Source organism: Mariniphaga anaerophila (assembly GCF_900129025.1).
Taxonomy (GTDB): domain Bacteria; phylum Bacteroidota; class Bacteroidia; order Bacteroidales; family Prolixibacteraceae; genus Mariniphaga; species Mariniphaga anaerophila.
In genome coordinates, this window is record NZ_FQUM01000004.1 from 1 (window position 1) to 22183 (window position 22183).

General features: G+C 41.4%; 19 protein-coding genes. 14 read left to right on the forward strand and 5 right to left on the reverse strand.

Going from position 1 to position 22183, the window contains the following annotated elements; all coding sequences use genetic code 11:
• From BUB08_RS20240 to BUB08_RS08705, 3 genes are all read left to right on the forward strand, one after another.
• The coding region (locus BUB08_RS20240) for an Ig-like domain-containing protein (protein ID WP_139249656.1) at window positions 1-6455 on the forward strand (6455 nt) is incomplete at its 5' end.
• Window positions 6456-6486: 31 nt separating this feature from the next.
• Window positions 6487-7425: a PorP/SprF family type IX secretion system membrane protein gene (locus tag BUB08_RS08700; RefSeq protein ID WP_073000912.1), complete on the forward strand. Its 939-nt coding sequence runs from the start codon at window positions 6487-6489 to the stop codon at window positions 7423-7425.
• Window positions 7426-7448: 23 nt separating this feature from the next.
• Window positions 7449-9035, forward strand: coding sequence for an OmpA family protein (locus tag BUB08_RS08705; RefSeq protein ID WP_175549978.1), 1587 nt, complete (start codon window positions 7449-7451; stop codon window positions 9033-9035).
• A 518-nt stretch (window positions 9036-9553) separates the two neighbouring features.
• Here the strand turns inward: BUB08_RS08705 and BUB08_RS08710 are convergent.
• Genes BUB08_RS08710 through BUB08_RS08720 form a run of 3 tightly spaced genes read right to left on the reverse strand, consistent with a single transcriptional unit; the run spans window position 9554 to window position 11058 of the window.
• Window positions 9554-9763: a hypothetical protein gene (locus BUB08_RS08710; protein ID WP_073000915.1), complete on the reverse strand. Its 210-nt coding sequence runs from the start codon at window positions 9761-9763 to the stop codon at window positions 9554-9556.
• Window positions 9756-10409 carry a cysteine hydrolase family protein gene (locus BUB08_RS08715; RefSeq protein WP_073000917.1) on the reverse strand — a complete coding sequence of 218 codons (654 nt, stop codon included), beginning with the start codon at window positions 10407-10409 and terminating at the stop codon, window positions 9756-9758. Before BUB08_RS08715 ends, BUB08_RS08710 begins: the two co-directional genes overlap by 8 nt.
• 25 nt (window positions 10410-10434) lie before the next feature.
• A complete protein-coding gene (locus tag BUB08_RS08720) occupies window positions 10435-11058 on the reverse strand; it encodes a hypothetical protein (RefSeq protein ID WP_217651581.1) in 624 nt (207 codons plus the stop codon).
• Between the two features lie 102 nt (window positions 11059-11160).
• Here BUB08_RS08720 and BUB08_RS08725 point away from each other — a divergent pair, with 102 nt between their 5' ends.
• The 6 genes from BUB08_RS08725 to BUB08_RS08750 all read left to right on the forward strand — a co-directional run bounded on the left by BUB08_RS08725 (window position 11161) and on the right by BUB08_RS08750 (window position 14339).
• Window positions 11161-11484, forward strand: coding sequence for a MerR family transcriptional regulator (locus tag BUB08_RS08725; RefSeq protein WP_073000918.1), 324 nt, complete (start codon window positions 11161-11163; stop codon window positions 11482-11484).
• Between the two features lie 35 nt (window positions 11485-11519).
• A complete protein-coding gene (locus BUB08_RS08730) occupies window positions 11520-12266 on the forward strand; it encodes a helix-turn-helix domain-containing protein (RefSeq protein ID WP_073001643.1) in 747 nt (248 codons plus the stop codon).
• Window positions 12267-12300: 34 nt separating this feature from the next.
• Window positions 12301-12723: a VOC family protein gene (locus tag BUB08_RS08735; protein WP_073000921.1), complete on the forward strand. Its 423-nt coding sequence runs from the start codon at window positions 12301-12303 to the stop codon at window positions 12721-12723.
• An 11-nt stretch (window positions 12724-12734) separates the two neighbouring features.
• Window positions 12735-13088 carry an MmcQ/YjbR family DNA-binding protein gene (locus BUB08_RS08740; protein WP_073000923.1) on the forward strand — a complete coding sequence of 118 codons (354 nt, stop codon included), beginning with the start codon at window positions 12735-12737 and terminating at the stop codon, window positions 13086-13088.
• Window positions 13089-13179: 91 nt separating this feature from the next.
• Entirely contained in the window at window positions 13180-13632 is a 453-nt protein-coding gene (locus BUB08_RS08745) for a GNAT family N-acetyltransferase (RefSeq protein WP_073000925.1), read from the forward strand.
• A gap of 140 nt (window positions 13633-13772) precedes the next feature.
• A complete protein-coding gene (locus BUB08_RS08750) occupies window positions 13773-14339 on the forward strand; it encodes a YdeI/OmpD-associated family protein (protein WP_073000930.1) in 567 nt (188 codons plus the stop codon).
• Between the two features lie 174 nt (window positions 14340-14513).
• Here the strand turns inward: BUB08_RS08750 and BUB08_RS08755 are convergent, their stop codons facing one another.
• Window positions 14514-15728, reverse strand: a complete 1215-nt coding sequence (locus tag BUB08_RS08755) for an erythromycin esterase family protein (protein ID WP_073000932.1) — start codon at window positions 15726-15728, stop codon at window positions 14514-14516.
• Between the two features lie 443 nt (window positions 15729-16171).
• Between BUB08_RS08755 and BUB08_RS08760 the strand changes: the two genes are divergently transcribed.
• The 3 genes from BUB08_RS08760 to BUB08_RS08770 all read left to right on the forward strand — a co-directional run bounded on the left by BUB08_RS08760 (window position 16172) and on the right by BUB08_RS08770 (window position 18469).
• Window positions 16172-16384, forward strand: coding sequence for a DUF5808 domain-containing protein (locus tag BUB08_RS08760; RefSeq protein ID WP_083570668.1), 213 nt, complete (start codon window positions 16172-16174; stop codon window positions 16382-16384).
• Between the two features lie 10 nt (window positions 16385-16394).
• Window positions 16395-17360 carry an alpha/beta hydrolase gene (locus tag BUB08_RS08765; protein WP_073000934.1) on the forward strand — a complete coding sequence of 322 codons (966 nt, stop codon included), beginning with the start codon at window positions 16395-16397 and terminating at the stop codon, window positions 17358-17360.
• A 407-nt stretch (window positions 17361-17767) separates the two neighbouring features.
• Entirely contained in the window at window positions 17768-18469 is a 702-nt protein-coding gene (locus BUB08_RS08770; protein ID WP_073000935.1) for a DUF4386 domain-containing protein, read from the forward strand.
• 187 nt (window positions 18470-18656) lie between these two features.
• On the opposite strand, the gene BUB08_RS08775 is transcribed toward BUB08_RS08770, so the two are convergent.
• A complete protein-coding gene (locus BUB08_RS08775) occupies window positions 18657-20069 on the reverse strand; it encodes a sodium:solute symporter family protein (RefSeq protein WP_073000937.1) in 1413 nt (470 codons plus the stop codon).
• A 143-nt stretch (window positions 20070-20212) separates the two neighbouring features.
• Here BUB08_RS08775 and BUB08_RS08780 point away from each other — a divergent pair, with 143 nt between their 5' ends.
• A complete protein-coding gene (locus BUB08_RS08780; RefSeq protein ID WP_073000938.1) occupies window positions 20213-20824 on the forward strand; it encodes a CatB-related O-acetyltransferase in 612 nt (203 codons plus the stop codon).
• Window positions 20825-20946: 122 nt separating this feature from the next.
• Window positions 20947-22104 (forward strand): adenylyltransferase/cytidyltransferase family protein, encoded by a 1158-nt coding sequence (locus BUB08_RS08785; RefSeq protein ID WP_073000940.1) that lies wholly within the window; start codon window positions 20947-20949, stop codon window positions 22102-22104.
• The last annotated feature ends 79 nt before the right edge of the window (window positions 22105-22183 follow it).

The following is a 22183-nucleotide window of genomic DNA, read 5'->3' on the forward strand; positions in this document are numbered from 1 at the left end:
TTTGCTTCGGAGAAACGGCTACTGTTACTCTTTCTGCTCAGGGCGGAACTGGTGCTTACGCTTACACTTTCAACGGAACTACAAACTCTACAGGAGTATTTGAGAATATAGCCGCTGGAACTGATTACGCCTGGAGCGTGACTGACGAAAACAGCTGCGAAGATTCCGGTTCTATCGATGTAACTCAGCCCGAAGATTTACTCTGCTCAACAGAGCAGGATAGTCCGGTTACTATTTTTGGAGAAAGCAACGGAGTTGCAACAGTTACTGTCTCCGGTGGTGTTGAACCTTACTCATACCTCTGGGACAACAACGAAACAACTGCTACTGCATCTCAACTCAACGCCGGAACACATTCAGTTACAATTACTGATGGCAACGGTTGCGAGACTTCATGTGAGGTTACTATTACTGAACCCGGACAACTTTCCTGTTCTGTAGTAATGGACAGCCAGGTTGTTTGCTTTGACGAGGCGAACGGACAAGCAACCGTTTCGGTTACTGGCGGGGTTCAGCCCTACTCATACCTCTGGGACAACGGTGAAACAACTGCTACTGCTACTCAACTTAATGCAGGAACACACGAGGTTACTGTAACAGATACCAACGGAGCCGAAACTACCTGCAATGTGATTATCACTCAGCCGGAAGTTCTTGAAGCCAGCGCGGAAGTTACTGCTGAAATTAAATGTTTCGATGGAACGGCTACTGTCACTCTTTCTGCTCAGGGCGGAACTGGTGCTTACTCTTTCACTTTCAACGGAACGACAAACTCTACAGGAGTATTTGAGAATATAGCTGCTGGAACTGATTACGCCTGGAGCGTGAAAGACGCAAACAGCTGCGAAGATTCTGGTTCTATAGACGTGACCCAGCCTGCTCTTCTCGAAGCAGAAGCAAATGTTACTGCGGCAATCAAATGTTTCGATGGAACGGCTACTGTTACTCTTTCTGCTCAGGGCGGAACTGGTGTCTACTCTTACACTTTCAACGAAACGACAAACTCTACAGGAGTATTTGAAAACATAGCCGCTGGAACTGATTACGCCTGGAGCGTAACTGACGAAAACAGCTGCGAAGATTCTGGTTCTATTGATGTGACTCAGCCTACTCTTCTCGAAGCAGAAGCAAATGTTACTGCGGCAATCAAATGTTTCGATGGAACGGCTACTGTTACTCTTTCTGCTCAGGGCGGAACTGGTGCTTACGCTTACACTTTCAACGGAACTACAAACTCTACAGGAGTATTTGAGAATATAGCCGCTGGAACTGATTACGCCTGGAGCGTGACTGACGAAAACAGCTGCGAAGATTCCGGTTCTATCGATGTAACTCAGCCCGAAGATTTACTCTGCTCAACAGAGCAGGATAGTCCGGTTACTATTTTTGGTGCAAGCGACGGAGTTGCAACAGTTACTGTTTCCGGCGGTGTTGAACCTTACTCATACCTCTGGGACAATAACGAAACAACTGCTACTGCATCTCAACTCAACGCTGGACTACACTCTGTTACTGTTACTGACAACAACGGTTGCGAAACGTCATGCGAAGTTACTATTACTGAACCGGGACAACTTTCCTGTTCTGTAGTAATGGACAGCCAGGTTGTTTGCTTTGACGAATCGAATGGACAAGCAACCGTTTCGGTTACTGGTGGGGTTCAGCCTTACTCATACGAATGGGACAACGGGGAAACAACTGCTACTGCTACTCAACTTAATGCAGGAATACACGAGGTTACTGTAACAGATAACAACAGAGCCAAAACTACCTGCAATGTGATTATCACTCAGCCGGAAGTTCTTGAAGCCAGCGCGGAAGTTACTGCTGAAATCCTTTGCTTCGGAGAAACGGCTACTGTTACTCTTTCTGCTCAGGGCGGAACTGGTGCTTACGCTTACACTTTCAACGGAACTACAAACTCTACAGGAGTATTTGAAAACATAGCTGCTGGAAACGGTTACGCCTGGAGCGTGACTGACGAAAACAGCTGCGAAGATTCTGGTTCTATTGATGTAACTCAGCCTACTCTTCTTGAAGCAGAAGCAAATGTTACTGCAGAAATCAAATGTTTCGATGGAACGGCTACTGTTACTCTTTCTGCTCAAGGCGGAACTGGTGCTTACGCTTACACTTTCAACGGAACGACAAACACTACAGGAGTATTTGAAAACATAGCTGCTGGAACTAATTACGCTTGGAGCGTAACTGACAAAAACAGCTGCGAAGATTCCGGTTCTATTGATGTAACTCAGCCCGAAGATCTACTCTGCTCAACAGAGCAGGATAGTCCTGTTACTATTTTTGGTGCAAGCGACGGAGCTGCAACAGTTACTGTCTCCGGTGGTGTTGAACCTTACTCATACCTCTGGGACAATAACGAAACAACTGCTACTGCATCTCAACTCAACGCCGGAACACATTCAGTTACAATCACTGACGGCAACGGTTGCAAAACGTCATGCGAAGTTACTATTACTGAACCCGGACAACTTTCCTGTTCTGTAGTAATGGACAGCCAGGTTGTTTGCTTTGGCGAGGATAACGGACAAGCAACCGTTTCGGTTACTGGTGGGGTTCAGCCTTACTCATACCTCTGGGACAACGGTGAAACAACTGCTACTGCATCTCAACTTAATGCAGGAACACACGAAGTTACTGTAACAGATGCCAACGGAGCCAAAACTACCTGCAATGTGATTATCACTCAGCCGGAAGTTCTTGAAGCCAGCGCGGAAGTTACTGCTGAAATCCTTTGCTTCGGAGAAACGGCTACTGTTACTCTTTCTGCTCAGGGCGGAACTGGTGCTTACTCTTACACTTTCAACGGAACGACAAACTCTACAGGAGTATTTGAAAATATAGCTGCTGGAACTGATTACGCCTGGAGCGTGACTGACGAAAACAGCTGCGAAGATTCTGGCTCTATTGATGTAACTCAGCCTACTCTTCTCGAAGCAGAAGCAAATGTTACTGCGGCAATCAAATGTTTCGATGGAACGGCTACTGTTACTCTTTCTGCTCAGGGCGGAACTGGTGTTTACGCTTACACTTTCAACGGAACAACAAACTCTACAGGAGTATTTGAGAATATAGCTGCTGGAACTGATTACGCCTGGAGCGTAACTGACGAAAACAGCTGCGAAGATTCCGGTTCTATTGATGTGACTCAGCCTGCATTACTCTCAATCGAAATCACAAATAAAACAGATGTGATATGTAGCAGTGATGCTGACGGAGCAATTGACATTACCGTTTCAGGAGGCACACTCCCCTACTCTTTCGAATGGACCAAAGACGGTGAAAGCTATGCTTCAACAGAAGATCTTACGGACTTGTCTTCCGGAGTTTACACAGTTACAGTTACCGACGGAAACGAATGTTCTTCCACAGAAACTGTTACCATTAATGTGTTAGACACCGAAGCGCCGATTCTGGTCGGACAGATTCCACAGGGAGAAACAGCAATGAACCTTTGCTTTACTGAAATCCCGGAAGGACCGACTGAAGAGCAAATCGCCTCACTTTTCACTGACAACTACGATGGAGTAAATGTTAGCAAAACAGGTACTCCCGAAGGTGAAAATTGCAACTGGACGGTAACCTACAATTATACAATTACAGACGACTGCGGTAACGAAGCAGAGCCTGTTTCAGTTACTTACCAGGGAGGAGACACCGATGCGCCGGTATTTACCTGCAACAGCATCAGTATAAATATCAGAACTAACGGAATATACATTCTTTCCAATACAGACATCAGCAGGCTGACCGGAGAAGTAACCGACAACTGCACTTCAGAAGAAGACATCACAATAGATGTAAATCCGCGCAGGTTCTCGTGTGAAGATGTTGGCAAAGACGTAGTGGTGACTATTACGGCAACAGACCTTTGTGGAAACGTTAGCGAATGTGAAACGACTGTCGCGGTAAGAGACAACCGTCCGCCGGAAATTTTATGTCCGGGAGACATAGTTGTATCTAACGACGAAGGCAGCAACGGAGCTGTTGTAAACTTCGAAGCAACTGCAACCGACAACTGCTCAGCTACCGTTACATACAGTCACCAACCCGGAAGCGAATTCCCAATCGGAACTACGCTGGTTACAGCAACTGCAACCGACCCGTCTGGTAATACTTCAAACTGTACATTCAACATAACAGTTACCGATGGAGAATCTCCGGAACTGATTTGTCCTGATGATATTACAGTTTCAAACGACGAAGGAGAATGCGGAGCAATTGTTTTCTTCGAAGCTCAAGCAAGCGATAACACATCAAATGTTACCGTCACATACAGCCACGAGCCGGGAAGCTTGTTCCCTGTTGGTACAACAACTGTTACTATTACAGCTGCAGATGACGACAACAACACAGTTACCTGCTCATTCGATATCACAGTAACCGATGACGAAGCTCCGTTCATTTCCTGCACGGAAGACATTGAAGTTGCTGCCGACGCAGGCATGTGCGAAGCGACGGTTCAAATTCCTGCCTTGGTTGAAGTGGGCGACAACTGCAATTACAGTTACGCAAACGACTTTAACGAAGGAATTGATGCCAGCGGCACTTACCCAATCGGAACAACGGTTGTTACCTGGACGGTTACTGATGAGTCGGGCAATTCTGCTACTTGTTCTATGACGGTAACAGTAACAGACGAAGAAGACCCGTTCATCTCTTGCACGGAAGACATTGAAGTTACTGCCGAGGCTGGAGAATGCGAAGCAGACGTTTTGGTTCCTGCTCTCGCTGAAGTTGGCGACAACTGCAATTTCACTTATACCAACGACTTTAACGGAGGCACCGATGCCAGCGGTACTTACCCGGTAGGTACCACAGTTGTTACGTGGACTGTTACTGACGGATCGGGCAACACGGCTACTTGTTCTGTAACGGTAACTGTTATTGCTGCACCGGTTGCGGTTGACGATGAAACATCAACAAGCTACAATTCACCGGTTGATATCGCAATTCTCGAAAATGATATGGATTGTAAAAACAGCCTTGACCCGAATTCTGTTACCGTAACAGAAGACCCTGCGAACGGAACAGTAACATTCGACAGCGAAACAGGAATGGCTACTTATACTCCGGCTACCGGATTTACCGGAACCGACACATTTACCTATTCGGTATGTAACGAAGACGGATTGTGTGACGACGCGGTTGTTACCATTAATATTGGGGCTCCGGGCAATTATCCGCCGGTTGCCATTAACGACATCAACCACACCTTTGCTAACTTGCAGGTAAATGGTTGGGTAATGACCAACGATTACGACCCGGACGGAGACGACCTCACTGTTTCCACAGAACTCATTTCAAATCCGGAAAACGGAACAGTTGAGCTGCGAGCTGACGGTTCGTACACCTACACTCCGAATTCAGGATTTACCGGGAAAGACAGTTTTGAATACCAGGTTTGCGATCCCGACGGGTTGTGTGACGAAGCTGTGGTTACAATATCTGTAATTGAAGAACGGGCTGAAGAAAATCGTCCACCGGTTGCCATCGAAGACAATTATAAAGGAATGATAAATGTTCCTGTTACCGGCAACTTACTGGCAAACGATTACGACCCGGACAAAGACAATATTGAAATAACGGTTACTCCTGTAACATCACCAAACTCGGGAATACTGGAAATCAATACCGATGGAACGTTCAGTTTCTATCCTGAAAATGATTTTACCGGTGATGTAACATTCACCTACAGAATCTGCGACGACGGAACACCTTCGTTGTGCGATGAAGCAACAGTTACTATTAAAATCAGAACCGACATAAACGGCATAGGTGGCGAAAATGCCAACACCACTGTTGGAGTTGACGATGCTTTCTATGTTGAGGAAGGTTCTGTATTTGAAAGCGACGTTTCGCAAAACGACTATGATCCGGAAGGCGACAACCAGGTTAATTTCACCCTGCTTGTTCCGCCATCAAACGGAACCATGGCATTGTTCCCCAATGGGACTTTCTCTTTCGAGCCTTATTCGGGATTCACCGGCAACGACTTCTTTATATACGAAGTTTGCGACGATGGAGACCCAACGGCATGTGACCGGGCTACAGCATACATTATTGTTGAAGAACCGGCAACAGATGAAGAAGAAGGAGGTGGCGGTGAACAGGAGCCCGAATGTGAAATGTTTATACCGGAAGGGTTCTCACCGAACAACGATGGTATTAACGACTACTTTAACATCCTTTGTTTCGACGACTATCCGAATGCAAAACTGGAGGTTTACAACCGCTGGGGAGTTCTGCTCTACGAACAGGAAAACTACGGAAACTCCGACGACTGGGGGTCAGTTGATGCATGGTGGGACGGAACATCGAACAGGAAATGGACTGTTGGCAAAGAAAAACTGCCAATGGGTACATACTTCTACATTCTCTACTTAAATGATGGAAGCGAACCAATTACGGGCTCAGTTTTCCTTAACAGATAAATAGTTGTTTAATTCTGAAAAAAGCAAGACAATGAAATTCAAATTAAATATCAAAAAAGGGTTGGGGATTCTGGTTCTGTTAATTGTAACCAATGTATCCTTTGGACAACAAGATCCAATGTACACACAATACTTTTTTACAACGCAGACAATAAACCCTGCCTACGCAGGAACATGGAACTCGTTAGGTTTTATGGCACTTACCCGCCAGCAGTGGACTGGCTGGAACGGTGCCCCAAAAACCTACACCTTTTCCATGCAGGCACCCATGAAAAACGAAAAAGTGGCCCTGGGGCTGAATGTAATTAACGATAAAATTTTCAAAACCAAACAATTTGGGATTTGGGGAGACTACTCATACAAACTTAAAATGAATGCCACCACAAATCTGAGGATGGGTTTGAAAGCCGGGTTTACAAATTACTCCAATGATTTAACGAAATACGACATCATTGATAATACCGACCCGGCATTTCAGGGCGACTTAGACAACAAGTTTATTCCCAACTTTGGTGTCGGGTTCTTTCTGCACAACCCGAGGTATTACATTGGCTTTTCTATACCGAAAATGCTACACAGCGAAATTCAGGAAGACAATCCGAACAATTATACGCTGGAAGCAGAAGTCCGCCACTACTTTCTGCAGGGTGGTTTTGTTTTCGACTTAAACGAAAGCCTGAAATTCAAACCTACTTTTATGGCAAAAGCCACGCAGGGAGCTCCTCCGCAACTCGACCTTTCAGCCAATTTCCTCCTCATGGAAAGGCTTTGGCTGGGCGCGATGTACAGAACCAGCGATGCAGTAGGTGCAATCGTTCAGGTTATTCTGGGCAACAGCCTGCGTGTGGGATATTCTTATGATTATTCTACAACCAAGTTGCAAAACTACCACGGCGGAACCCACGAGATTATGGTTTCATACGAACTCCGGTCTTTAAAAGAACTGGTAACCTCGCCACGATATTTCTAATCATGTGTAAAATCAATGCAACAATGAATAAAATTGATATTTCAAAATATTTAAATACCGGAAACATGAAACGACTGCTACTCTTCACATTAAGTTTGATGCCGCTTTTTTCGCTGGCACAGGCAAACGACAGTTTTCTGGAAAATACTACCATTATTGTAGAAAAAACCCAAATCAACTCTGCCACGAGCGATTTTGGGCCGGCCTTTGTCGACGGCGGGTTGTGGTTTTCTACCTACACGCTGCAGGAGAACCAGAAATCGAAGAAAAACAAGAGCACGCTTTATTACGAGTTGTACGAAACGCCTGTTGATGCAAAGGGTAATCTGCTATCCACAGAAAAAGAGCTGACGCTGGAAGAAGAGCGGGCCGGATACAACGCAGGTCCGGTTTCGTACTGCGAAGCCACCAACGAACTTTTTGTTACGGTAAATAACTACCAGGATCCGGACATTGAAAATATTGTGTTCCAAAAAGCAAATATCCCGTTGAAAATTATCATTCTGAAAAAATCGGAAAACAACTGGATTAACGCGGGAGAAGTTCCGTTTAACAACTCCACATATTCGGTTGCCCACCCGGCAATTTCAGTTACGGGAGACACGCTTATTTTTGTATCCGACATTCCGGAAAAAGGAAAGGGCGGCACCGACTTGTACATGTCGGTTAGAGAAAACGGAAAATGGGGCGAGATGATCAACCTGGGCGACAAAATAAATACCGATGGTAATGAAATGTTCCCCTATTTTCATAAAGGAAAATACCTGTTTTTTGCGTCCAACGGAAAAACTGACAGCACGGGCGGACTTGACATTTACTATGCAGAACAATCAGCAAACGGTTTTAACCAACCCGTTAATATGAAAGAGTTGAACTCTGCCGCCGACGATTTCGGACTGGTTGTGCATCAGGACGAAGAAACCGGATATTTTGTTTCTCAACGAGAAGGTGGCCAGGGTGACGATGATATTTACAAAGTACTGTTTGAAGGCCAGTTCGATTTGGAATTGCTTGTTTTGGATAAGCACACCGAGGAACCTATTCCCAACGTAAAAGTAGATTTTAGCGACGGGAAAACGGCTTTCACCAATAGCGAAGGCACAATTAACCGGGAACTGGAAAAAGCAACTGATTACACGGCCACAACCGATGTTACCGAATACATGAACGGCTCGGTTTCTTTCTCCACAAAGAATATGCATTTCGGCAGCTTAAAAGCGGTAATTTACCTGGAGAAAGTAGAAGTGGGACAAAAATTTGTATTGGAAAATATTTATTACGATTTCGACAAATCGGACATTTTGCCCGAATCGGAAGTGGAATTAAACAAACTGGTAAAAGTACTGGAAGACAACCCGAAATGGAAAATCGAACTGGGTTCGCATACCGACAGCCGGGGCTCAAGTACATACAACGAAAAGTTGAGCCAGAGACGTTCCGAATCGGCAGTTGGTTACATCATCTCGCAGGGCATTTCAGAATCCAGAATAATTGCCCGCGGCTACGGCGAAACGCAATTGGTAAACGAATGTGCCGACGGCGTTCAGTGTACCGAAGAACAGCACCGGCAAAACAGAAGAACAGAGTTTACTATTCTTGAATTGGAATAAAAATATTACAAATAGCTTTTCATGAGAAGGTTCTCATAACAGTGCAAACAAAAACGGATTTTCGTGCGATCTCCTTGTAAAGGAAATTGTACGGAAATCCGAATTAAAACTCCCCTCTTCCTCATCACACGACACAACGCATTATACTTCCACTTACCCAACTTAATAAGGCATAGCGACTGGACAATTAATCAAAAACAAAAGACTTTAAGCTTATTCAATTCTTTTGAAAAAAAGATTTTGAAAAGTATATTGCCATCCCATTCAAGACTGACTACCAATATAATATTTTCATAGATTTAAATATTGGTCAATCAAAAGTAAAGAATGTGTTGGTAGATTTTGGGTCTAATGGCTCTGTCAACATTTTGTATAAGCAATGGCAAGGAACGTGCTAAATATCAAGGTTTATAAACTGCTCAAACGGCATAGCGTTTTAACAGGAAACTAACACGCAATCTGCCACTACTCATACAGTTTACCGATGGCTGCAACTCTATGAAAGAACAGGCAAAAAGTTACGACTTCTTCTTTTTATCAAACCATTTTACGACCGACACATAAAAAATAGCTTGCGGAAAAGTAACGGCGTAATTAAACCCGAAACGACTAAACAAATCGAACAAAAAATCAGATGACCCAAAACTAACAATCAAACTATTGACCAAACAAAGCGGTGTGGCTATTAAAACCACAAACCGCAATGTCATTTTAAAATCTTTACTCATTGACAAATTCTTTTGTTGTCAGATGCTTCCCAAAATGGTGGACAATTTCATTTAACACATAATCTTGTTGAGTTCGGTTAAACGCCGATGTTCCATCAGAAATCAGAAAGGTATTATAACCTTTGTCGTGGGCGTCACGCAAGGTGCTTTCTACGCAGACGTGAGTAGCATACCCTACTAAATAAAGATTTTCGATTTTATTGTTTCGCAAATAAGCATCTAAATTGGAACCTGTAAATCCACTCGCCCCTACTCGTCCGGTAACCACAAATTCGCCCTCGATTGGTTTTACGGGTTCATAAAACTGTGAGCCAAATTCGTTAATCGGGAACGTTCCAGCATTCTGAATAGCTTTACGCAAACCACTTTTGCCGTTTGCTAATTCGGGATAACCTTTCTCAAAACGCAATCCCACGTGAAGGACTTCAATATTGTTTTTTCGTGCATAGTCCAACGCTTTTTCAATATTTGCAATAGAATTCTTCATCATTTCTTTGTCTTTTACCAAAGCCTTGTAAAGTTTTCCGTCTTCGTGCATCCACTCGTTTTGGGTTTCGATAAGGACTAAAGCTGATTTTTCTTTTGTTTGTGCCTGTATTTGGCCCATACTTAAAAATGTTAGAAGGATTAAAATTGTTGTTTTCATATTTGTTTTGCTCTAAAAAATTGAATTATTTGTTTCCGGTTAGCCAACTGTCGTGCAACCATTTTTCGGTAATGCGTTTATGTTCGCTGTTGTTCCATTTTATATTACGCTCGAACGTGATTACAGAGCCGTCAAAGCCAACGATTACCCACGCATAGTCATTTTTCGAAGCACGATAACATTTGTATTTCATTCCTGCAATCGTGGTTTTCACTCCGTTGACCAAAATTTCTTCATCGTGTCTTTCTATCCAAAGGTTTTTCAGGCTATTGGCCAAAAATTTATCCAAACTCAATAAAAAATCTTTGGCTATTTCTTCGGTTTCCGATTTTGAAAGCATTTTTAAGTTTGAATACCTTTTATCCATATTGGTAAATCCCAAAATCTGTTTTTCTTTTTCTGAAATGACGAAAGAAAAATGCTCCCCCTCCAAGCCTTTGTTCCCGTCTTTCTCAAACCGAAAAACATACGCTGATGCATTGTCAGCTTTTACCTTACTTACGGATTGAAATTGATAATCCGTGGGAATTTTGATAACCTTTTCAAATGCCGTGAGATACGGTTTTGCTTCTTCCATAGAAACTTGTTGTGCTACTAAATTGGTTGTTGTCATTATTATTATACTTAAAATTAAAATTGCTGTTTTCATACTTCTATTGTTTTATATATTCAATTATTGCAAATTATTTACATTTGCAAAACAAGGACAAATATTTTATATTTGCAACATAAATTGTAAATAAATTACAATATGAATAAAAAGGAAACAGAAATAGACTTGTCTTTTGACTTCGATTTTTTAGATAAATTGGTTGTGGGAATCGGCGAAGTTTCGCAGATTACAGGCATTCCGACAAGACAAATCCGCTATTGGGAAGACAAAGGTATTATCACTAGTCTAACCGAAGAAGAGGGAAAAAACAGACGATACGATTACAAAAACATCAAAAAAATGTTGCTCGTAAAAGAACTTTTGGACGAGGGTTACACTTTGGACGCTTCGGCTGAAAAAGTAAAAAAACGTATCGAATTGATTGAAAAAACGCTGACTAAACTAAAAAAGGGCAGCAGCTAACACCGGTCATGTGCCATGTGGCAGAACTCGAAACAATGAAATATAGAGAAAATAAAATAGATGGATTTTTGTCCAATTTCATTCAATGTTTTTGGGAATATGACAATCTAACAAAAGATGTTAATTATATCATTTTACCTGACGGGCATTTTGATTTGATTTTTGAAATTAGGAATAATGAACTATCGAATGTTTCTCTGACCGGAGTCTGGACAAAGCCAATCAAGGTGCATATTGACAGAGATATAAAACTGATTGGAATTCGATTTAAACTAATTGCAGTAGAGTACATTTTCAAACAGTCAATTAAAAATATTCTGAATACAACAACAGATTTGCCGACAAACTTTTTTGGAGTAAAAAATCTTTCTTTTAACGACTTTGACTCTTTAACAAATTACCTTTTAGAGAAAATCAACTACGGCTTAAAAAACCTTAAGGAGATTGATAATAGAAAGTTCAAATTATTTGAGCTACTCTACGAAAACAAAGGGAATCTAAAAGTAAATGAATTGGCAGAAAAAGTATTTTGGAGCAGCCGTCAGATTAACAGATATTTCAATCAAAAGTTTGGTTTTTCATTAAAGACATTCTCAAATATTTTGAAGTGTAATTCTTCCTACTTCGAAATTGCAAGCGGACAACTATTTCCACAACAATATTATTTCGACCAGGCACATTTTATAAAGGAAGTAAAAAAATATACCGGTTCAACGCCCGGAGAACTGCATAAAAACAAAAACGACCGATTTTTACAATTATCAACACTTTTAACTTCATAACTTTGAGCTTATTAACTAATTAAAAGGATTAAAAATGAAAGTAAATAAGTTAACACCAAATTTTGAAGTAAAAGACATAAAAGAAACTGTAAACTTCTATCAAACAGTTTTAGGATTTTCTCTTGTGATGGCTGTTCCTGAAACCCAAGACGGGATTGAACAAGCTCTCGCAGACAACAAAGAGTATGTATATGCCTTAGTGTCGAAAGATACAGTAGAAATGATGTTCCAACGAAGCGATAGTTTTAAAAGTGATGTAAAGATGGCAAAAGACATTCCTTTTGGTGCCTCGGTTTCTTTCTATATGGAAATTGATGGGTTGGACAGTTTCTATAATGAAATCAAAGATAAAGTTTCAGAAATTACAGAGCCAAAACAGGCTTGGTATGGCATGAAAGAGTTTTACACAAAAGACCCAAACGGCTATATTCTTGGATTTGCTGAAAAGACAGAATAATAAGTTATAATATGGATATCGAAAAATATAGACAGTTTTGCTTGTCTTTGAAAGAGGCAACCGAAGGAACACCTTTTGATGAAAAAACATTGGTGTTTTCGATAAAGGGAAAAATGTTTAGCTCAACCAATATTGAAACATTTGAGCTAATCAACGTGAAATGTGAGCCTGAAAAATCTATCGAATTGAGAGAACAGTTTGAGGCTGTGATACCCGGATATTATATGAACAAAAAACATTGGAATAGCATAAAAATGGATAATACCATTTCAGACCAACAGATTCAAGAATGGATTGAAAATTCATACAAACTTGTCGTTTCAACTCTTCCCAAAAAAGTGCAGAAAGAATTAGGAATTGAATAAAAACGGCAAACAAGATTGCACATAAAAAAAATACCGAACGATAGAGATACACACGGAAATAAAACTTGACAAATTAGAAAACAACAGAGGCATGGTTAAAATTGAAAAAATTGTTGAAAATAAGAAACAGTTTCTCGACCTTTTGTTGTTGGCAGACGAGCAGGAAAATATGATTGACAAGTATCTTCCCAATGGAGATTTGTTTGCTTTATATGACGATGATTTGAAAAGCATTTGCGTTGTGGTTCCGATAAATAACGAAACCTGCGAGCTGAAAAACATAGCAACCTACAAGAAATATCAAAGCAAAGGATACGGTAGAACATTGGTAAAATTTATTTCTGACTTCTACAAAAACGACTACAAAACAATGCTTGTCGGAACAGGAGAAACGCCGTCAATCCTGTCGTTTTATAAAAGTTGTGGATTTGAACAGGCATACCTGGTGAAAAATTTCTTTACAGATAATTACGACCACCCTATTTTTGAGGGCAACGTACAACTTGTTGATATGATTTATCTTAAAAAGAATTTAAAAAAATAGCAGGAGTGTATTACAAACGAAAACGCTGAACAAACGCACACATCGCTAACACTGTTTATGAAACACAGCCGGTTGAGTGCGTTTACGAACCATCTCAGCCCGCTCTGTTTTATAAACACACCCATTGAGTAATTAAAAAAATGACAGAAATAAAAACCAAATATTTCGCAAACAGGCAGGATTGGAGAGAGTGGCTCGAAAATAATTTTGAGACACAGGATAATATCTGGTTGGAGTATCCCAAAAAAGAAACTGGAAAAAAAAGAATTTTGTATAACGATGCCGTTGAGGAAGCTTTGTGTTTCGGGTGGATTGACACAACGGTCAAATCATTGAACAACGAAACTACAATACAACGGTTTTGTAAAAGAAGGGGCAACTCAACCTATTCGCAAGCCAATAAGGAGCGGCTGAACTGGCTGCTTGAAAATGGGCTGATTCACGATTCGATAGTCGACGACATAGAAAAAGTAGTAACCGAAAAATTTGTATTTCCGACAGATATTATTCAACGTTTAAAAACAGACAAAAGCACTTGGGAAAACTTTCAGAAAATGTCTGCCCCGTATAAACGAATCAGAATTGCATATATCGAAAGTGCCAGAAAAAGGCCTGACGAATTTGAAAAGCGGCTGCACAATTTTTTCCAGAAGACCAAAGAGAACAAACAGATAAAAGGATTCGGGGGAATTGAAAAATATTATTGAGAAGGTACTCTGTCGGACTTTCCAATGTCAGCGAGAATCCGGGTATTCAATCACTCAGTTATCACAAGTTAACCCTTGCGTTGAATTTGAAATAATAATAGTAAGTGGCAACGCACGCGCGGGAAAATGTATAGCGGGACTGCCCATTTTTTCTGAACAGCCCCAAATACTAAATCAGGGAACAAAACGATCTTTATTGGCAAACGGAGTACAGAATACAGCATCAAACGCTTCGTGTAGGTTGGTCACAATTGAAGCATTTTGCGAACGCATGTACTTAATCCCCTTAAGCCGATCCGTAAATACCAAACATGAGTCTTCAATTCCGCAATTCTCAATAATATAGTGCTCAACACTTTTCTGACGAATTGTATCGGCAGGTTTAATCACAACCTTGAACCCAAGCGGACTAACAGGGTCTATCTCCATTTCAGGAGTATTACGGCCTAAATGAGTGAAGCCAATTGCACAATAATCTTCTCTACTTGCAAGATGTTGTCCCATCGGGACAGATGTTAATTCTCCTGCAAAGGAAACAGGAGTCTTTTGTAAATGATTATTATGTGCCAGAAGTACCATTTTAATTTTCGGATTAGCCTGAATAATTCTACTCACTGCTCCTGCCATATATGAATCCCGCACAGAAGTATCGCCCTCTGCACAAACGCCGTTAAAAAGCGCATGCACTCCCCGTAAAGTTTCCAATATATGCTCTACGGTTATAATCAGCTCCATAGTTTTCTGCACTATATTGCTGTTACTTTGGTTACTCAGCATCGGAGCAAGAGCCAAAATGCGCAATTTCAACCTCACAATTTCAGAAAAAACTTTATCTCTGCTGTTAGCAGAAAGATTTCCCCATTTTTCAGCGGAAATAACCGCAGACTCACCATCAACAGTTTCCAATATTTGAAACAACAGCTGAACATGCGACTTCATTGGAGGATCCACTAATTGAATACAAGACGCAAGCTCTTCTATATCTTCTCGCGGGCTCAAAGTGTTGGGCAAATCAATTCCTATTAGTTGTACTTTTTTCCCGGTTAAGTGAAGGTAAGATTTCAACCAAATCAAAAATGAACCATACAATGCGTACGTTAAAGAATTCGAAAAAAGCTTAAGTTCCTTTGCTCCGGAATTTGAGTTGAGCCACTCCGACAGTTTGCCGGCCTGAATAGTTCCGCATTCTAAACCGACAGCATTGAAACCGTGGTTCTCAATTAAATATTGAACAAAGCCACATCTGGCCGATGAAAACTCCGATACAAAATGAGCCCCTTCTCCAATTCCAACGATTCGTGCGTTGTTTACAATTGAAGATACATTTTTAAACGCGCAGAAATTATCTTCATTACTGTTTAATCGAGTTTTAACTTTATTAGGTGTCATATTCTTTATTTTCAAATTAATATAATAATCAGATATACTTCGTTTTGCTCGAATCTAGTTCTACTAACCAGACAATTATTTTCTCCAGTCAAACTCTATTCCTCCCATCCAGCAAATGGCTTTGCCAAACAGTATAAAAATCGCCTTACGAGGTTAATCAAACGTAATAACTCGCGGCATTACCGATAAAGAAAAACATTACCAATTTTAACTTGTAGGATTTGGACAGAAAATGATTCAGAGCTACCTGTCGATTCAGATGTCTACCAAGGTCTGGAGAAGTACATAATTTGAAAATTTTAAAAATATATTAAGTGTAAAAATAGATGTTTTTCTTATACCAACAACAAAAACAAATAATTCATCACCCTTTTTAGAACTAACATCAAACTTATATTTATTACTTTTATTCTCCTTAAGTTGAAAAACCAAAAACTCTAAAAATGAGAACCAGAATAAACAAGGAGATGCTCGAGTCCATGGGCAAAAACCCCAACAATTGGAAAGGGATATTTTACGTCAATCGCAAAGACCCCAGATTAATCGTTCCGAAACAGAATCCGGCGATGGGGTGGACTTTCAATTTTGCAAGTCCGTACGCATATATAACCCTTATTGGAATTATTCTGATAGCAATTGCATCCAAATATTTTTGACAACAGAAACATGAAAACCCTCATTTTCTTAATTGCGCTGAGCGTTCTGTCATTGGGGCTGTCTGCACAAGGTGGGCTCGACACAGCTTTTACGACCTCTGAAATAGTATTAAAAACTTCAACCGGAGATATTCATGGAACGCTAACAATCCCAAATCATTCAAAAGTTTCTAAAGTCGTTCTTATTGTTGCCGGCTCCGGCCCAACCGACAGAAACTGCAACTCGTCGCTGGGCATCCACACCGATGCCTACAAAATGTTATCCCGCGATTTTGCAAAAAACGGTATTGCTTCGTTAAGATTTGACAAACGGGGAATTGGTGAAAGCCGGCAGGCAATGACCGGCGAAAGTGAATTACGATTTGAAACTTATGTAACCGACGTTGTTAGTTGGATTTCTCTTTTAAAATCAGATAAACGTTTTTCGTCGATTGTACTGCTTGGGCACAGCGAAGGTTCGTTAATCGGGATGATAGCTGCAGGACAAACAAACGTGGCAGGGTTTATTTCAATTTCAGGAGCAGGAAAGCCGGCTGATAAAATTCTGCAGGAGCAACTCCAAAAGCAACTACCACCTCAGTTACTCCAACAATCAAATTTAATACTCGACAGCCTGAAAGCCGGAAAAACAGTATCGAACGTAAATCCCGCGCTGGCAACTCTTTTTCGTCCCAGCGTTCAACCGTACATGATTTCGTGGATAAAATACGACCCCACCACAGAAATTGGAAAGCTGAAAATTCCGGCTCTGATTATTCAAGGCACAACTGATTTACAGGTTTCAGAAGAAGATGCCAAATTACTTTCGGCATCAAAACCGGACGCAGAGCTGTTGATAGTTGAGAACATGAACCATGTTCTGAAAGAGGCGGGCGAAGAAATTCAGCAGAACATGGCAACATACCGAAACCCGGATCTGCCACTAAAACCGGGGCTGGCTGAAGAAATTGTCAGCTTTATTAAAATGCTAAAGTAAATACGCAAAATCTTACCGGCGTCAGCCAGGGGGGACAATTCAATCCCAAAAGTCTACTAAAAATTATCTGTTCAAATTTTCAGACCAGGGACTTTGAATAAGGTTAATTTGAATTATGAAGCAGTCTTAATTGTTGTGCATATTTGCATATGCAGCCGCTACTAATAAGTAAACCCAATTACTGAACGTTCAAAAAACTTGAGGACATTCAGTAACCCACATAATTGTTAGTCATTCCTTTTTGTGAATTTTGAATGACGGAAATTCATGTTCGTTTCATATATTTACATGAGGGTAAGGCAAAAATAAAAGCCGTTGACCCAATCGATGGAATAAATTTTCGGAGTCGTTCGTACTGTATTCCATGGCCAAACATATAATTTTAAAAGTTGAATAAAGCTAATACGATGAAAACACAAAGTCAAGCCGCAGATATTTCAATGAAAAGTGCTGCTGTTATCGCAGGGGTTTCGCTTTTGCTAATGGCCGTTTTAGCCCCGGTTGCAAACTTCTCTATTCTTCAAATCCTGATTGTCCCCGACAATGCTGCAGAAACGGTAAACAATATCACGGCAAATATCGGAGCATTCCGTATGGCCATAGTTTTATTTCTGGCAGTTGCAGTTCTTGACATCGTTGTAGCATGGTCGTTGTACATTTTTCTTAAACCTCAAAACAAAAGCCTCTCGTTGCTCACTGGATGGTTGAGAGTAGTGTATGCAACAATCTTTTTAGTTGCTGCTACTCATCTTATTAATGTTCTGCAACTCTTAAGCGGAGCCGATTATTTGTCTGCATTCACCAACAGCCAGTTACAAACGCAGGCAATGTTATCAATAACGGCTTTCAATCAGGGATGGGAATTCGGCCTTATTATTTTTGGATTTCATCTCTTGCTGCTCGGATACCTGCTGTTAAAAGCCGGGTACATGCGCAAAATTTTGGGTATTTTAATACTGCTGGCCGGGCTGGGCTATATAATTGACGGGGCGGGAAAAATACTTCTTCCCGATTACAACCTTAGCATTAGTATGTTCACGTTTATTGGAGAAGTAATACTTATTTTTTGGCTGTTAATAGCCGGAAGAAAACTAACAGTTACACAATAACCGGAGAAAAACAGGAACAGCAGCAGAAAATGGCTCCCTGTACGAAAATTAGCTCTTCCTGCTCAACAGGGACGGATTTTTTTTAGCAGGACGAACAAAAAGTGATACAGGGAGGCCAAAAAAACCAAACAGGACGGGTAAAAATCCTACAGGGACGCATAAAAATTAAACAGGGCGACGAAAAACCTTACAGGACGGCATTTTTTGTTGGTGCTTTGTACACAAAGCTAACCAGCATATAAACGATTAACGAGGCCATAATACCAAATATATTAGCATCAAGTTCCAGCGGTAACCTTGCATTCGAAACTAATAAAGTCAGCGTAGTAACGCCACCTGCAACCATCGAGGCAAAAGCAGCTTTTGAATTCGGGGTTCTCGCAAACAACGCAACTAACACCGGAATAAACATACCCGACACCATAAAAGCGTAAGAGTGGAGCATTAGCTCCAACACGTTTGTCATTTTTAACGCAATTATCAATGCTAAAACTCCAATAACAAAAGTAAGCAACTGCGACTGACGAAGTCCCCGCTTTTTAAAAACATCAATAAGCATGTTCCCTGATGCTGCCATTAAACAACTATCTGCTGTTGACATTATTGCTGAAAAATAGGCAGACAATACAATTCCTAAGAAACCTATCGGGAGAACATTTTTCAGCAATAACGGCAATCCCATTTCTGCATCAATATTAGCCATCGAAAATCCGGGGAGTTGACCGTTCTCTACCGCTACTCTGGCAAACATCCCAAGTATAACGCCTACAAATGCCATTACCGGATATTCAAACAGGCCGGCAATAAACCAGCCTCGTTTTGCTGTTTTCGCACTTTTTGCAGCATAAATCCGCTGGTACAGTGTCATCCCGATAAACCAAATTGGAATAATTGTAAACATCCAGTTTACCATTTGCTGCCACGATATTGAAGTAAGACTAAAGAACGAAGGTGCGAGCGTAGTTTTAATGGTTTCATATCCGCCAATATTTATATAAGCAAACGGTAGTCCCACAAATATTAATCCTGTCATTAAGACTATCCACTGAACCGTATCAGTATAAATTACAGCTTTTAACCCTCCCAACACCGTATATACAATTGCCACTACTCCCATAATCAGCAGCGCCTGATTTACCGATAAAGCAGCAAAAGTTGACGATGCCAGTTTGGCCCCCGCAAGAAGCTGAGAACTTGTGAACCCGGTATAGCCGATGGCTGATATAATTCCGGCCACAATTGCAACACGTTTATTGAAAGTATGCTCCAAAAACTGGGGAAAAGAGAGAAACCCTTTCCTTCGTGCCAAATCATATACTTTGGGAATAAGAAGAACTCCGCTTAACCACGCCCCTACTAATCCGGTAAATAACAGCCAACTTCCCGAAAGTCCCATAATAAAACCTAAACCTCCCAGGCCTATTGAAAACCCTCCTCCAACATCAGTTGCCACAACAGACAGGCCTATGTGTACACTACTTAACTTTCTTCCGCCAACATAATAATCGTCTGTACTGCTGTTCTTCTTCATAAAGTAGAAGCCAACACCAAGCATCACAAAAAGATAGGAACAAAAAATCGCAATATCAATCCAACTCATAAAATCAAACAGGTTTTTAATTATTAACTGTACGTGCTATACCACCTGCTCTATTTTTTAAATTTTTATGGGGGCGTCAGAATATTAATTATACATTTAAGTATATTATCAACTGTTATTTGCTAAAATAAAAAAAGTTACTGATGAACAAAAACTTCTTTGAATCTCCGTTTAAAGGAAAACAATTGAAAGAGATAACTACCAACCCGAATATTATTGTGGGCGACTACAGCTACTATTCAGGATATTACAGCGGCCACTCTTTTGACGATTGCGCCAGGTACCTGATGCCCGACCGCAATGATGTGGACAAGTTGCGCATCGGCCGTTTTTGTTCCATCGCCGACGGAGCCATTTTTATGATGGCTGGAAATCAGGGACACCGGCACGACTGGGTAAGTTCTTTCCCGTTCTTTTACCAGGGGTTTGATTCCGCTGAAGACGCCTATCAAAAAGCCGGCGACACGGTTATCGGAAACGACGTATGGATAGGTGCAAACGCGATAATTATGCCGGGCATAAACATTGGCAATGGGGCTGTTATCGCCACCTCATCCATTGTAACAAAAAATGTTGACGCTTATACAATTGTTGGCGGTAATCCGGCTCGGCCAATAAAAAAGAGGTTTGCCGACCACGAAATTGCTCTCTTATTAAAATTGAAATGGTGGGATTGGGACATTGAAAAAATAAAAGCCAATATGAGTTTACTGTGTTCAAACAAAATTCAGGAATTGTACGAAAAAAATCAGTAACAGAAATGCAACAACAACGCAGTACACGAAAAAACAGTTTTTATCCGCAGTTTTTAATTCCATTTCGTACTTTAGATTTTAATTTAAATGAAGAGTAATCTTTGAAATAAAGAAGGAACACTATGAACAGCAAACGAGTATTTGTTTCCGGCTGTTTCGACCTGCTACACAGCGGCCATGTCGCTTTTTTTAAAGAAGCGGCGCAGTACGGCAATTTATATGTGGGAATCGGCTCCGACAACACCATTGAAGAACTGAAAGGGCGCCCGACAATAAACAGTGAGCAGGAACGCCTGTACATGGTAAAAGCAGTACGTTACGTAACAGACGCTTTTATCAATTCGGGACACGGCATAATGGATTTTGAAGCAGACCTGCGGCAGCTACGGCCCGATGTTTTCGTGGTAAACGAAGACGGCTATTCTCCGGCAAAAAAAACACTTTGCCGGGAGCTGGGCATTGAGCTTAAAGTATTGGAACGCATTCCCGATGCCGGACTGCCGGCTCGCTCCACCACTTCAATCAGAAGCTCGGGAGTTTGTGCACTCCCCTACCGCATCGATTTGGCCGGCACATGGATTGACCAGCCTTACGTTTCAAAATATTATCCGGGGTGGGCAATTACTCTGTCGCTGGAACCGGTTATCGAATACAACGAAAGGTGTGGCATGAGCACTTCGACCCGAAATGCCGCAAAAAAAATATGGCCACACAGCCTGCCGCTTGGGAAACCCGAAAAACTGGCAGAAATGCTGTTTAAGTTTGAAAATAATCCCGGGTCGCAAATCATTTCAGGAGCACAGGATTCCATCGGCATTTGCATGCCCGGACTGGTGCGCCACTATTACGACAATGCATTCTGGCCACAAAAAATTGAATCGGTACACGACAACGATATCCTCGACTGGCTGGAACAGCACATATACATGGTACTGCTGTGGCCTCGCCCGCAGGGCCTCAGTTTGCTGGACAATACCAACATCAACACCGAAAATGTAAAACAACTGGCAGATGCTGCCGAAAAGGCATGGGACGCCATCCTAAAAAAAGATTTAAAAGCGTTTGCTTCGGCATACCTCGATTCGTTTAACGCGCAAACCACGCTTTTCCCGGCAATGATAAATCCGGAAATTGAAAAAGTAATTGAAAGCTACAAGCCGGAAGCGCTGGCATGGAAACTGGCAGGAGCCGGTGGCGGCGGCTATCTTATTCTGGTTTCGGAAAAACCGTTGCGTGGTGCCATGCACATAAAAATAAGAAGGAAAGACTCGGGGATATAATTCTACAATTGGCGAAATTATCAGACAGAGTTGAATAGCATTTCTATCCGATTCTGAAAAGCCAGCCCCGTGTGAAATT